At 46.2% G+C, this 12,965-nt stretch carries 14 protein-coding genes; 9 read left to right on the top strand and 5 right to left on the bottom strand.

The features are described 5' to 3' along the window. The first annotated feature begins 160 nt into the window (after positions 1–160). From Q1A23_RS01105 to Q1A23_RS01090, 4 genes are all read left to right on the top strand, one after another. The gene (locus tag Q1A23_RS01105) at positions 161–601 is read left to right on the top strand and encodes a hypothetical protein (RefSeq protein ID WP_299818245.1); all 441 of its coding nucleotides are present in this window, start codon (positions 161–163) and stop codon (positions 599–601) included. Between the two features lie 68 nt (positions 602–669). After that, a complete protein-coding gene (gene crtD / locus Q1A23_RS01100) occupies positions 670–2,175 on the top strand; it encodes a 1-hydroxycarotenoid 3,4-desaturase CrtD (protein ID WP_299818829.1) in 1,506 nt (501 codons plus the stop codon). Continuing rightward, the gene (locus Q1A23_RS01095) at positions 2,168–2,857 is read left to right on the top strand and encodes a carotenoid biosynthesis protein (RefSeq protein WP_299818242.1); all 690 of its coding nucleotides are present in this window, start codon (positions 2,168–2,170) and stop codon (positions 2,855–2,857) included. Before crtD ends, Q1A23_RS01095 begins: the two co-directional genes overlap by 8 nt. A gap of 115 nt (positions 2,858–2,972) precedes the next feature. Further along, complete coding sequence (locus Q1A23_RS01090) at positions 2,973–3,584, top strand: TetR/AcrR family transcriptional regulator (protein ID WP_299818239.1); 612 nt, start codon at positions 2,973–2,975, stop codon at positions 3,582–3,584. Between the two features lie 60 nt (positions 3,585–3,644). On the opposite strand, the gene Q1A23_RS01085 is transcribed toward Q1A23_RS01090, so the two are convergent. Both Q1A23_RS01085 and Q1A23_RS01080 read right to left on the bottom strand, forming a co-directional pair. Beyond that, positions 3,645–3,887 (bottom strand): hypothetical protein, encoded by a 243-nt coding sequence (locus Q1A23_RS01085; protein ID WP_299818236.1) that lies wholly within the window; start codon positions 3,885–3,887, stop codon positions 3,645–3,647. A gap of 12 nt (positions 3,888–3,899) precedes the next feature. Then, on the bottom strand, positions 3,900–4,220 hold the full coding sequence (locus tag Q1A23_RS01080) for a thioredoxin family protein (RefSeq protein WP_299818233.1): 321 nt from the start codon (positions 4,218–4,220) through the stop codon (positions 3,900–3,902). A gap of 311 nt (positions 4,221–4,531) precedes the next feature. On the opposite strand from Q1A23_RS01080, the gene prfA reads away from it, so the two are divergent. From prfA to Q1A23_RS01065, 3 genes are all read left to right on the top strand, one after another. Continuing rightward, a complete protein-coding gene (gene prfA, locus Q1A23_RS01075) occupies positions 4,532–5,605 on the top strand; it encodes a peptide chain release factor 1 (protein ID WP_299818231.1) in 1,074 nt (357 codons plus the stop codon). A 163-nt stretch (positions 5,606–5,768) separates the two neighbouring features. Further along, positions 5,769–7,142, top strand: a complete 1,374-nt coding sequence (locus Q1A23_RS01070) for a hypothetical protein (protein ID WP_299818228.1) — start codon at positions 5,769–5,771, stop codon at positions 7,140–7,142. Positions 7,143–7,257: 115 nt separating this feature from the next. Further along, positions 7,258–7,677 carry a secondary thiamine-phosphate synthase enzyme YjbQ gene (locus tag Q1A23_RS01065; RefSeq protein WP_299818225.1) on the top strand — a complete coding sequence of 140 codons (420 nt, stop codon included), beginning with the start codon at positions 7,258–7,260 and terminating at the stop codon, positions 7,675–7,677. Positions 7,678–7,729: 52 nt separating this feature from the next. Here Q1A23_RS01065 and Q1A23_RS01060 read toward each other — a convergent pair whose 3' ends face one another. From Q1A23_RS01060 to gpmI, 3 genes are all read right to left on the bottom strand, one after another. After that, the gene (locus Q1A23_RS01060) at positions 7,730–9,217 is read right to left on the bottom strand and encodes a M43 family zinc metalloprotease (RefSeq protein WP_299818222.1); all 1,488 of its coding nucleotides are present in this window, start codon (positions 9,215–9,217) and stop codon (positions 7,730–7,732) included. A gap of 97 nt (positions 9,218–9,314) precedes the next feature. Continuing rightward, complete coding sequence (locus Q1A23_RS01055) at positions 9,315–9,890, bottom strand: hypothetical protein (protein WP_299818219.1); 576 nt, start codon at positions 9,888–9,890, stop codon at positions 9,315–9,317. Between the two features lie 7 nt (positions 9,891–9,897). Further along, positions 9,898–11,421: a 2,3-bisphosphoglycerate-independent phosphoglycerate mutase gene (gpmI, locus tag Q1A23_RS01050; protein ID WP_299818216.1), complete on the bottom strand. Its 1,524-nt coding sequence runs from the start codon at positions 11,419–11,421 to the stop codon at positions 9,898–9,900. 215 nt (positions 11,422–11,636) lie between these two features. Here gpmI and Q1A23_RS01045 point away from each other — a divergent pair, with 215 nt between their 5' ends. Together Q1A23_RS01045 and nadC are read left to right on the top strand one after the other, a co-directional pair. Beyond that, positions 11,637–12,038: a DUF4783 domain-containing protein gene (locus tag Q1A23_RS01045; protein WP_299818213.1), complete on the top strand. Its 402-nt coding sequence runs from the start codon at positions 11,637–11,639 to the stop codon at positions 12,036–12,038. Between the two features lie 66 nt (positions 12,039–12,104). Then, a complete protein-coding gene (gene nadC, locus Q1A23_RS01040; RefSeq protein WP_299818210.1) occupies positions 12,105–12,962 on the top strand; it encodes a carboxylating nicotinate-nucleotide diphosphorylase in 858 nt (285 codons plus the stop codon). Positions 12,963–12,965 lie beyond the last annotated feature (3 nt).

The raw sequence follows: 12,965 nt of genomic DNA, 5'->3' as shown, positions 1-12,965 counted from the left end.
AAGGTTTGATCCGTAACAAGTATAAAAAGCCGCTGCAAGTTTAATTGTAGCGGCTTTTGTTTTGCCTGAAGTATAACTTTGGCTGCCGGAGGAGGTTATAAAGTATGAAATAACCCGCAGTTTCTGCAGATCATCTATTTAAAAATACAGTAAATAAACCATGCAGCTCCATTTAAGAACAGCCGTAGCACAGAACTACCTGGCAGTATTTAATGCCTTCGACGAGAAGCTGTTCCGGAGGCTGTCCCCGCCCTACCCCAAGCTGCGGCTGCTGCGCTTCGATGGCTCTGAACCTGGCGATGTGGTGGAGGTAGAACTGCAAACAGGCATTAAATCTTTTCGGTGGACAAGCCTGATTACTGAAAGAAGTATAACCGATAGGGAAGCATACTTTGTAGACCAGGGGCAAGAGCTTCCTTCTCCCCTGCGCCTGTGGCACCACAAGCATTTGGTTTCCAAAAACGGAGCCGGTGCCATTATCCATGACATTATAACCTACAGTACCGGCTTTAAACTATTGGATGTGCTGCTTTACCCGCTCATGCTGTTTCAGTTTGGCATGCGCAAACCAATCTACAGAAGTGTGTTCGGGAAAGTATAAAACATAAAACCTTTGTGCTACCCTGGCAGTTAAGTGCAGGAGAAATCAAAACTGCGTACATTCATAACATGACAAAGGCGGCCATTATAGGAGCAGGAATCGGGGGCATAGCAGCAAGTATACGGCTGGCTGTAAAAGGCTACAGCGTAACTGTTTTTGAAGCAAACGAAACCTTTGGTGGCAAAATGCAGGAGTTTTGGCTCGGCAAGTATAGGTTTGACGCCGGTCCCTCGCTGTTCACGCTACCACACCTCGTGGATGAACTTTTCACGTTGGCTGGTCGCAATCCCGCTGACTACTTTACCTACAAACGCCTCGACCCGATTACCCATTATTTTTGGCCCGATGGCAGCCATGTAAAAGCTTATGCTGATGCCGATAAATTTGCAGCGGAAGTACACCAGCAGCTGCAAGTTCCCAAGGAGGCAGTAGTGGAGGCGCTGGCAAAGAGCGCGCGCCTCTATAAAGGAACAGCAGATACATTCCTGAAGAAGTCGCTGCACAGGCTGGATACGTACCTTAGCCCGGATGTGCTGAAGGCGCTGAGCTGCCTCTCGGACCTTGGCCTTACCACCACTATGCACCAGGCAAATGCAAAGCAATTTTCTGATAAGCGGTTTGTGCAGCTACTGGATAGGTTTGCTACATACAATGGCTCTGACCCATACCAAGCACCGGGCACACTAAATATTATTCCGCACCTGGAGCACAACATAGGTGCCTTTTACCCGGAGGGCGGTATACATGCTATTGCAGCCAGTTTGGTAAAGTTAGCAGAAGAACTCGGTGTGGTGTTTAAGTATAACGAGCCTGTAAAGCAGATTTTAACATCAGGTGCAAGTATAAGCGGCATAGAAACGAGTAAAGGCAAGTATAGCGCCAGCCTAGTTGTAAGCAATATGGATATTGTGCCAACTTACCGCAAGCTACTGCCTAACCAGAAGGCACCAGAGCAGACGCTACAGCAACCACGATCCAGCTCTGCGCTGATATTTTACTGGGGTATAAAGCAGCAGTTTCCGGCGCTGCACGTGCACAATATCTTTTTCAGCGAAGACTATAAAACAGAATTTGAACATATCTTTAAGTATAAAACAATAAGCCCTGATCCGACTGTGTACATCAACATTACCTCCAAAGCAGCCCCGCAGGATGCACCAGCTGATAGCGAGAACTGGTTTGTGATGGTGAATGTGCCGCATAACCAGGGCCAGGACTGGGAGAGGTTAACAGCAGGTACAAGACAGGCCGTGCTTAATAAGCTGAGCAAAATGCTGGGCACAAGTATCGAACCGCTTATAGAACTTATAGAAGAGGAGCAAGTGCTGGACCCGCTGCTGATCGAAAGCAAGACATCCTCTTTTGGCGGCGCATTGTATGGCAGTAGCTCTAATAACAAGATGGCAGCTTTCCTGCGGCATCCCAACTTTAGCAGTAAACTAAAAGGCCTATACTTCTGCGGTGGCAGCGTACATCCTGGTGGGGGCATCCCGCTGTGCCTGCTGTCTGCTAAAATAGTAGGCGAGTTAGCCCCTGCACCGCAACAAGCCGTAAAAACACCCAATCATGCTTAAAACCATCACCCCGAATCAAAACAGAACCAGCTGGCACAAGTATAAAAAGTACAGCTTGCCTTTAGCGGCGGCTGTGCTGGTCATTTTTCATGCGGTTGGTTTCTGGGGCCTGCTGTTTAGCGGAGAGCCTGTTTATTTTCAGAACCTGACCCCCATGAACCTGCTGCTCACTAACACCCTGCTGTTCTCTTTCCATAAATGCTGGAATAAAGCGTTTATACTTTTTGCTGCAGTTGTTTTTGCCGTTGGTTTTTTATCAGAGGTGATAGGCATACATACCGGGCTTTTATTTGGGGATTATACTTACGGCGATGCCCTTGGATTTAAAGTATGGGAGGTGCCTGTGCTAATCGGGCTTAACTGGCTGATGCTGGTGTACACGACAGGGCATATCAGTAACTTTACGAATTGGCATTGGGTGGCAAAGGCCATACTTGGCGCCACTTTAATGGTGCTCCTCGATTTTTTTATAGAGCCTGTAGCCATGCAGTTCGATTTCTGGAGCTGGCGGCAGGGCGAAATTCCTTTATCGAACTATGCAGGGTGGCTGGTGGTGGCGCTCCTGCTGCAGTTATACTTCCAGAAAGCTGATTTTAGGAAGCAGAACAAGCTGGCGCCCTACGTTTACGTTGTGCAAGTGCTGTTTTTCGTAAGTATTTACCTGCTTTTAACGCCGCAGTAAAAATATTTTGAATTTCTGGGAATAATATAGCGTTACAAAAAATGGTAACTTGCGTAGCTATGGCATTGGCAACGCCTTGTTATATAGTATCTATAGTTGCTTTAAGATAAATTACATGACATTTCTGGAAACAATCCTGGAAGAAACACTTCAGATATTTAAAAAAGAGGGTATAGAGGCGAACACAGAGGATGATTTGATCCGGAAACTGGATATCAGAAAGCATACTTACAACGAAATGTTTTCCGGCAAAGCCGACTTGGTGATGCAGACGGTGTTGTTTGACATTGAATCTCAGAAAGAGCTCCAGGCCGCTTTTTTGGCGAAGGCTAATAACCCCGTGGAAGAGATCATGATGCTGCTGCAGGATGGGCTAGACAACCTCCAAAACACAAATCCGCTTTTTATCCTGGATGTTCAGCAAAAGTACCCGGAGGTGTGGCAGGTTTGCTTAAACCACTTCAGTACACATTCTTATTTCCAGATTTCTGATATAATCAACAAAGGTATATTGCAGGCGCTGTTCCGCAGAGACATTAACCTGCAGCTGGTAACTAAGATTATACTGGAGCAACTTACCATGATATTGAACCCCGTCATCTTTCCTCCGGACCGTTACAGCCTGGAAGAAGTTTTCAGAAGCGTGTACTTGTACTACATCAGGGGCATTTGCACAGATACAGGTGGGAAAATGGCCGAAGCTTTTTTTGCTAAGCTAAACTCATAATAAATAATAAAGCCCCTGCACAAACAGCTGTGCAGGGGCTTTATACTTTTAGTCTCTTCCTTAGCTTATAGAAACACGCACTTTTTTAGTGTATTCCCGCAGGGCAGTTTTAAAGTCTGAGCCATTATCTTCCATGTGGTTCAGTATCCAGACAGCAGCCAAAACATGCGTTAGCTGTTCTCCTTCGTCGTCACCTTCTACCTCAATGGCTAACGGCTGCTCTTCCACAATGGCTTCTTCAGCAGACATGAGTTGTTGCAGGTTGTAGGTTTCTACAAGTTTTTTTATCGCAGGTATCTTCATGGTGCTACGTTATTATGCTTCTAGTTTGTGAATAAGGGCTCTTACCGCCTCTTCTTTGCTTGCCGCTACTGAGTCTAACAACTCACCGTTTTTAAAAATAGCGAAAAAAGGCAGGTTGGTGACATTTGCCAACTTACGCGCCTCTGGGCTGGTTTCTGCGTTTATATCTACAAAAGCAACATTAGCAAAGTTTTCATCATCAGACATACGCTTAAACTTAGGCGAAAATAAACGGCAACTGCCACACCAGTCAGCGTAATATTTTACCACCACCTTCTGGTTTGAATTTAGCACTTCCTGAAAGTCGTTGTCAGATGCAAGTATAACGGCCATAGTATTTCTTTTTATAATGATTTAATCTGGTTCTGTAAAACGTACTTTTTTTACTCCTGTCAAAATTAAAGGTTTCAGACGAGAGTATTGTAATAGTTTAGATAGATTTAATTTATCGCTTAATAGATAATGTCTATAAAGTTATTTGAAAAACGTGATTCATACTTATGCAGTCCGGAAACTATACTACTGTATTTAAAGTTATAGCATAGAATCAATTAAGGCTGCAGAATTATTTGCCAATGGCAAAATGGATTACATAATCTAGTTGCCAATTTAGTATCTTTGCAGCCTAAAACCAGACAAGACACATGTTAGATAAGTTAGAAGCCATTAATCAGCGATTTGAGGAGGTAAGCCAATTGCTTATACAGCCTGATGTGGCTAGCGACATGAAGAAGTTCAAGGCGCTGAACAAAGAGTATAAAGACCTTGACAAGATTGTAGTTGAATATAAGAAGTACCTCAACATCCTGAGCAACATCGATAGTGCTAAGCAGGTGGTTGCAACAGAAAAGGATGAGGACTTCCGTGAAATGGCCAAAGAAGAGCTTGATGAGTTGCTTCCGCAGCGCGAGCAGATGGAAGAATACTTAAGAGAGCTTCTGATACCAAAGGATCCAAACGACAGTAAAGATATCATCATGGAGATCCGGGCAGGTGCAGGTGGCGATGAAGCCTCTATATTTGCCGGTGACCTTTACCGCATGTATACGCGCTTTGCTGAGAAAATGGGCTGGCGTACAGAACTGATCGATGCTACAGAGGGCACGTCAGGCGGTTATAAAGAAATTATCGTGGGCATGTCTGGCGAGGACGTGTATGGTAAGCTTAAGTTTGAGTCGGGGGTACACCGTGTACAGCGTGTGCCAGCCACAGAAACGCAGGGCCGTATTCATACTTCGGTAGCCTCTGTGGTAGTATTGCCGGAGGTAGAGGAGTTTGACATTGAGCTTGACATGAACGATGTTCGTAAAGACCTTTTCTGCTCTTCCGGACCAGGTGGCCAGTCGGTAAACACAACTTATTCAGCTGTTCGCTTAACACACATACCTACAGGTTTAGTAGCCCAGTGCCAGGACCAGAAATCGCAGTTAAAGAACTTTGATAAAGCATTGGCAGTACTTCGCTCCCGTATTTACGAGCAAGAGCTTGCCAAAAAGCTTGAGGCCGAAGGTGCGCAGCGTAAAAGCATGGTAGGCGGCGGCGACCGTTCTGACAAGATTCGTACGTACAACTATCCACAGGGCCGCGTAACAGATCACCGCATCGGTTACACAGTTTACAACCTGCCAAATGTTATGGATGGTGGCATAGAAGACTTTGTAGAGGAGCTGCGTATTGCTGAAAATGCTGAAAGGCTAAAAGAGGGAGCAACAGCATAACACCAGAAGCAACAGTTTAAGATATAGAAAAAGGATGTAGCCAAGCGATTAAAGCTGAAACTGCATCCTTTTTTATTGTTGCTGGTTTAATTGCTAAATTGCTGATCCTTCTGGTGCACTACTTTATACTTTAACAGAACAAATCATAGTTAAACAACCATACTTGAGATACCTGCTCGCCATATTGCCCCTGCTCCTGCTGCTATCTGTAGTAGGGTGTGAGCCTAAAGATGAGATCATTACCACAGACCCTGATGCTGTGCTGAGGTTCTCTGGCGATACGGTGCTGTTTGATACGGTATTTGTAAGCCGAGGAAGTATAACCAAGCGTTTAAAAGTATACAATCCCAACAAAAAAGCCGTCAAAATAAGCGAAATAGCGTTAGCCGGTTCAGGTGCATCGCCTTACCAGCTTACAGTTAACGGCATCCAGAGCCCCTTGGTTAATAACCTGGAGCTGCGCGGCGGCGATAGCATTTATGTGCTGGTAAAGGTTAACATTAACCCAACCGATGCCAATCTTCCTTTCCTGGTAGCAGATTCTATACTTTTCAGGACAAACGGACAACTGCAAAATGTGAAACTGGTGGCTTATGGCCAGAATGCCTATTTCCATAGAAAAGAAACCACAGGCACCACCACCTGGAAAAGCGATAAACCGCACGTGCTGCTGGATACGGTGCTGGTGCAGGAAGGCGCTACGCTAACCATTGAGAAAGGCACCAAAATTTATGGCAGCACCAAGTCGGTGCTACTTGTTAATGGGCAGCTGCTCTCAGAGGGCACACCCGAAGAACGCGTAGTATTTGGTGGTTACAGGCGCGAAGCAGAGTACTTAACTGCACCCGGCCAATGGGAAGGCATACGCATACTTACCAAAAGCTCTAACAACAGCCTGAAGTATACCGACATCAAAAACACCCTTTACGGGCTGCGCATAGGTAACCCTGGCAAGGCGGGCACTTTAGTGGAGGGTTGCGTTGTGCAGTATGCGTTTTTAGATGGCATTGTGGCTTTTACTTCGGATGTGAAGGTGGTAAATACGCTGATACATAACTGCGGCCAATACGCCTTTGGCGGCCTGGGTGGCGGAAACTATGAGGTGCTTTACTCTACAATTGTCAGCTACAATAACCCGCTTCTGCGCGAGGTTCCTTTATTTGTAGTAACTGATTTTATACCTGGCACCGATGTTAAAGACCAGCCAACATCACTTAAATTGGTTAACTCAATTGTATACTCTGATGGTTTTAACACAGTAGATGAGGTGTTACTATCCCCGATGCCTGTGGGTGCAGATATAAGTAACAACCTGTTACGCACCGAAGTATACAAAACCCAATTAAGCGCAAACGATAACAAGTTAAACACAGCCCCTAAGTTTAAGGAGCCCGGTAAAGCAGATTTCGCATTGGATACTTTGTCACCGGCTAGTGGCGCTGCCAGGTTTCTGCCTGCCGTACGCAACGACTTGAAAGGAAAGACCCGCAATGTAACAACGCCTGATGCCGGGGCTTACGAGAGGTTAATTGATTAGGTAACTTCTTGGCGAAGTATTATAGCTAAACTACTTTGTGCGAGAGCAGTAGTATACTTTGTAACTACCTTTAAAGCTGGAGTAGTGCACCTAATCACTCATTCATTTTAAAAACATGTGGTTTCAGAAAGAGATACGTTTGCCAGCTGTAAAGCGGGGTTTCCATTTAATTACAGACCTAATTGTGGCACAGCTGCCGGAGTTGGAAGAGTTTAGTGTAGGGTTAGCTCATATCTTTATCAAGCATACATCGGCAAGCCTAACAGTAAACGAAGATGCAGACCCTACTGTAAGACAAGACTTTGAGAGCCACTTTAACCATATGGTGCCCGAAAATCAAGCTTACTACCGCCATACTTCAGAAGGACCGGATGACATGCCCGCACACCTGAAAGCTGCTATACTAGGTTCTTCGGTAACTGTGCCTATCACAAACGGAGAATTAAATTTGGGTACCTGGCAAGGAGTATACTTGTGTGAGCACCGCAACCATGCCGGCAAGCGCACTATTGTGGTTACGCTGCAGGGGGAGTAAAAAAGAGTTGCTATTTGCGGCTGCGATTATTATTACCTACGCCAAAGCTCTTTTACCTCACCACGCTTACTTTTTTGATAATGGTGCCATTGGTGCTGGTAATGCGCAGGAAGTAAATGCCCGCAGGCACATCGCGCACATCAACACGCAACACCCTGTCTCGTACCTCAGCGGTAATTACAGTTTGGCCAATGTGGTTTACCATCTCAACCTGCCTTACCAGAATGCGCGCCGGCTGCTCAATAGTTATAAAGTCGGAGCTTGGGTTAGGGTATACAACTAAGTCGTTTACTGTAACGTGCACATAGTCTGTTTTCACCTCTGTGCTGGTTAAGGAGCCGTTCGAAATGGTTAGCTTAACATCGTAAATGCCAGGGCGAGTATATGTAACTGTGGGGTTCTTTTCAGTTGATGTAGCCGGATTGCCGCCCTCAAACTCCCACCTATAGGACGTAGGCCTAACTCCAGCCGAAGCATCAGAAAACTTAACAGCATAGCCCGCCACAACAAGCGTATCGCCTGCAACGGTGGTGCTAAAGTCTGAGCGAAGTGTACCGGAGCAGGCAAGAGAGTTAAGTATGGTTGCCCTTGATGTACTTATGGCAGCCCGCATGTAAGCTGCCTGGCCTTGCGTGAACAGGTTCATGCAAGCATCATCAGTATAGTCCATGAAATTCTGATACATATCTCCGTAAGGCGAGTCGTTGCAAGAGAGAGACATCCCAGAAGGACAACCTACATTCTCTTCGCGTTGGTTTGGCGTGTCGGCTATGCCATCAGAGTCGTTGCACGTAGAGCCATTACCCCAGATATGATTCAGGCCCAGCCAATGGCCTACTTCGTGTGTTGCAGTACGGCCCAGGTTGTAGTTGGTAGAAAACCTATTGAAAGGAGGTGCCCCTATTGTTGTGTAATCCAGCACAACGCCATCAGTTGCTGGTGGTCCTCCGGGAGGGGTAGCGTAGCCTATGATGTTATCATCTATCCGGCACACCCAAATATTTAAATACTGGCTACTGTTCCAGGCATCTTTTCCTCCTCTGTTTGTATACTTAACATTTTCGGTGGAGTAGCTGAAAGAGCTTCGGGTGGTAGGGGTGCGGGTAATGCCTGTAGTGGGGTCTCCGTTGGGATCTATGGTTGCGAGGCAAAACTCAATTTCGGTATCTGCCGCAAAAGGCTGAAAGTAAGAAGGTGTATTAACAGCATCTGCATTCTTTCTTCTGAAGTCTGCATTCAGAATGCTGAGCTGCGACAGTAACTGCTCGTCCGAAATATTTTGCGTTGAGTTGTAATAAAGCACATGGAATACTACGGGAATAGTAATGGTGCTGGCAGCCTGCCGCAGGTACTGTGCATTGTTTTGCTGCTTTAATGCCTGCTGCACCGCCTGCCGGGCCTGCTCATGCATTTGCTCAAAGCCGGCATCGCTTTGCTTTAACGTTTGTATGTAAGCTTCTGTGCCACAGTTGCGCTGCTGTGCGGCGGCTGGCAAAGTAAAGTATAAAGCAAATAAGGCGGCAAGCAGAAGTATGCGCATAGGTGGCAACCGGTATAGTATAAAAAAGGCAAACGCTACACTATTAGCCTTTTAGTGTAGCAATATAATAAATGTTTATAGTATAAATAGGGATGTTTTACAAGTTGGCTTTTACTGCGTAGTGCAGCGAATCATTAAAGATCAGCTTCTGAACGCCCTCTATAGAGTAGCTGGAAATATTGCCTGTAGCAGGCTCTGCTTCCAGGTACACGCGGCGGTAGGAGTAAAACAAGGGGTTTTTATCCTGTAGTGTGGCAGCTAGATGCTTTAATTTCCGGTCTGGTGAAAGTGTAAGGAAAAGATAATGCACAATGGGTTCGCTGTCTTCCCGCTTTTTATACTCAACGGCTATGTCGCCGTTTTCTAAAACTTTTTCCTGTTTTAGGTAATATTCTTCCAAGGCAGGCCTGCGCAGGTCCAGTTGCTCAAACACCGATAGCTCATCTTGCCAGTCTATGTCATCTGTCTCTACTGTTTCGGTGGGTTGCCCTTCTGTAGTTACAGATTTAAGCACCATGGGCTTTTTTGCCTGCATGCGCGCTTTCTGCTCCTGTAAGTATAGCGTTAGGTTATAGCTGCCAGTTGCATCGGCAGTAGCTGGTGGTGCAGGGCGTTCGCAAGCCGTAAAGGCAAGCAGCAGCACTAAAAGTAAACCTAACTTATACTTAGCCATACATTATTTAATCTATCAGCGATTCTCCGGTCATTTCTATTGGCTTCTCTATACCCATTAGCTGAAGTATAGTAGGTGCCAGGTCTCCTAATTTACCTGGATGCAAGGTGCCCTTAAAGTCATTGCTAACCAGTACACAAGGTACCAGGTTAGTAGTGTGAGCTGTATTAGGTGTTCCGTCAGGGTTTATCATCATGTCGGCGTTGCCGTGGTCTGCAATCACAATGGTGGCATAGTCGTTGGCAAGGGCAGTTGTAATTACTTTTTCAGCGCACTGGTCTACTACTTCGCAGGCCTTTACCGCCGCCTCAAACACGCCTGTATGGCCTACCATATCGGGGTTTGCAAAATTCAGGCAGATAAAGTCAGCCGATCTGGTGGCCAGTTCCGGCACAATGGCATCGCGAATATCCATAGCACTCATTTCTGGCTGAAGGTCGTACGTAGGCACTTTAGGCGAAGGGCACAGCAGGCGGCTCTCACCTTCAAACTGCATTTCGCGGCCACCCGAGAAGAAGAACGTAACGTGCGGGTATTTCTCTGTTTCGGCAATCCGTATCTGCTTTTTGCCTGCCTTGGCTACAACTTCGCCGAGTGTATTGTTCAGGTTGTCTTTATCAAAAATAGCCTCTACGCCAGCAAATGTATCGTCATAATTGGTCATGGTGATATAGCGCAGGTTTAGCCGCTGCATATGCTGCTCCGGGAAATCACGCTGGGTTAAGGCCTGGGTTATCTCGCGGCCACGGTCCGTTCTAAAGTTAAAGCAAATCACCACATCGCCCTCCTGTATGGTGGCAATAGGTTGCTGCTGATCGTTTACTTTGATTATCGGATGTATAAACTCATCGGTTACGCCATCTTTGTACGACTCCAGCACCGACTGTATAAGGTTTCGGGATGGCTTGCCCTCTCCTTTTACCATGGCATCATAAGCCAGCTTTACACGCTCCCAACGGTTGTCGCGGTCCATGGCGTAGTAGCGTCCGGTAACAGATGCAATAGTGCCGGTTGTGTTTTCAAGGTGTTGCTCCAGCTCGTTTATATATTTTACACCACCTTTAGGGTCTGTGTCGCGGCCATCGGTAAAGGCATGTATGTATACGTTGTGCAACCCATAGTCAAATGCAGTAGTGCAAAGGGCTTTCAGGTGGTTTATATGCGAGTGCACACCACCGTCAGATAAAAGACCGATCAGGTGAACAGGTTTCTTGTTTTCTTTGGCAAAGGCAAAAGCATTGGCCAGCACAGGCATTGTGCCAAGCTTGTGCTCTGATATGGATTTATTGATACGCACCAGGTCTTGATACACAACACGGCCGGCACCAATGTTCATGTGTCCTACCTCAGAGTTTCCCATCTGCCCCTCTGGTAAGCCAACAGCCTCTCCTGAAGCCTCCAGGTAGGTGCTCGGATAATGCTGCATGATAGAATCAATGAACGGTGTATGGGCTTTAAGTATCGCAGAAGCCTCTGGGATAGTGGTTATCCCCCACCCGTCTAAAATCACTAAAAGTACCTTTTTATCCATAGTGCAAATATAAACATAATCTTTGAATGGGTGCCTGACCACGTGCAATAGCAGCTACTGGCTTTAGGGCTTTAATGTTTAAGTAATTATGCTGCTTAAGTGCGTATCCGGATTTTATATATTTAGATATTACAACTAACTTTACCAATGTTTAGGCGGTACCTTTACTTGGCATAGTTTTAGCTATTATGAGGGCGAGATCACAAACAGGATTTATGAAAAACTTAAAACAGATTGCAGTAGTATTTTCGTTGTTGTTGGCAGTTGTTTTTGTTACAGCGGAGCAGTCCGTAGCCCAAGGCGATGTAATGGGTGGCGTAAAGTCGGCTATTAAGATAGGCTCGTCTAAAGATTTGGCCCGTAACTTTAGCAGCATGGTGGAGATTACTTTAGAGAGCGGCGATGCCACAAGCTACAGCAGCACGCAAGCGGAGTTTGTAATGAAGAATTTCTTCAGCAAAAACCCTCCTGTTGATTTCTCTTACAGTCACCAGGGAGCATCGGATAAAGGCCAGCGCTACGCCATTGGCACGTATACTTCCAAAAACGGCACCTATACTGTGCTGGTTCGGATGAAAGAATCCAAGATACAATCGATGAACTTTATCAAAGATTAAAAAGATAATAATGAGATTTTCAAGAAGGCTCGGTATAAACTCCGAGCCTTTTTTTATTTTTGTGCCGTGAAACCTACTTACCTTACCCCAAAAAGTATAAACGAGTTCATCTCGTTGGCCCTAGCCGAGGATGTTGGCGATGGTGACCACTCTTCGCTGGCCTCTATACCTGCCGATGCGCAAAACCAGGCGCGCCTGCTGGTAAAGGGAGAAGGCATACTGGCGGGCGTAGAGCTGGCCGGTTACATTTTTAAAGCTGTAGACCCTGAATTGCAGGTAGAAGTACTGTTGCAGGACGGTGCGCCGGTAAAGTATGGTGATATAGGACTTACTGTAAAAGGAAAGGCACAATCCATACTTACGGCAGAGCGGCTGGTGCTTAATTGCATGCAGCGCATGAGCGGAATTGCCACCTATACCCATTACCTTAGCAGCCTGATTGAAGGTACAGGAGCCAAATTGCTGGATACACGCAAAACGACCCCTAACTTCAGGATAATGGAGAAATGGGCAGTTTTGATTGGCGGCGGCCGCAACCACCGTTTCGGGTTGTATGACATGGTAATGCTGAAAGACAACCATGTGGACTATGCCGGAGGTATAAAAAATGCCATCACAGCAACACAGCGTTACCTGAAGGAGCACGGCAAAGACCTGAAGATTGAGGTAGAAACCCGTACTTTGGAAGAGGTGCAGCAGGTGCTGGAAACAGGAGGCGTGCACCGCATTATGCTGGATAACATGAGCACCGACATGATGCGCGAAGCCGTAGCCATGATAGCCGGCAAGTATGAAACAGAGGCATCTGGTGGGATAACAGAAGAAACAATACGTGCCGTAGCTGAGTGTGGCGTGGATTATATCTCGGTTGGGGCGCTGACGCACTCCATCAAAAGTATGGACATAAGCTTAAAAGCTTACTAATTT

The sequence above is a fragment of the uncultured Pontibacter sp. genome (genome assembly GCF_947492645.1).
Lineage (GTDB): Bacteria > Bacteroidota > Bacteroidia > Cytophagales > Hymenobacteraceae > Pontibacter.
The sequence above is the reverse complement of the archived record's forward strand: the minus strand, read 5'-3'. Positions and strand labels throughout refer to the sequence as shown.

Coding starts and splice junctions, on each gene's coding strand:
- prfA (WP_299818231.1), top strand. CDS start 4,532: ATGTTAGATAAGTTAGAAGCCATTAATCAGCGATTTGAGGAGGTAAGC.
- Q1A23_RS01060 (WP_299818222.1), bottom strand. CDS start 9,217: ATGCGCATACTTCTGCTTGCCGCCTTATTTGCTTTATACTTTACTTTG.
- Q1A23_RS01090 (WP_299818239.1), top strand. CDS start 2,973: ATGACATTTCTGGAAACAATCCTGGAAGAAACACTTCAGATATTTAAA.
- Q1A23_RS01105 (WP_299818245.1), top strand. CDS start 161: ATGCAGCTCCATTTAAGAACAGCCGTAGCACAGAACTACCTGGCAGTA.
- gpmI (WP_299818216.1), bottom strand. CDS start 11,421: ATGGATAAAAAGGTACTTTTAGTGATTTTAGACGGGTGGGGGATAACC.
- Q1A23_RS01080 (WP_299818233.1), bottom strand. CDS start 4,220: ATGGCCGTTATACTTGCATCTGACAACGACTTTCAGGAAGTGCTAAAT.
- Q1A23_RS01045 (WP_299818213.1), top strand. CDS start 11,637: ATGAAAAACTTAAAACAGATTGCAGTAGTATTTTCGTTGTTGTTGGCA.
- Q1A23_RS01085 (WP_299818236.1), bottom strand. CDS start 3,887: ATGAAGATACCTGCGATAAAAAAACTTGTAGAAACCTACAACCTGCAA.
- crtD (WP_299818829.1), top strand. CDS start 670: ATGACAAAGGCGGCCATTATAGGAGCAGGAATCGGGGGCATAGCAGCA.
- Q1A23_RS01095 (WP_299818242.1), top strand. CDS start 2,168: ATGCTTAAAACCATCACCCCGAATCAAAACAGAACCAGCTGGCACAAG.
- Q1A23_RS01065 (WP_299818225.1), top strand. CDS start 7,258: ATGTGGTTTCAGAAAGAGATACGTTTGCCAGCTGTAAAGCGGGGTTTC.
- Q1A23_RS01055 (WP_299818219.1), bottom strand. CDS start 9,890: ATGGCTAAGTATAAGTTAGGTTTACTTTTAGTGCTGCTGCTTGCCTTT.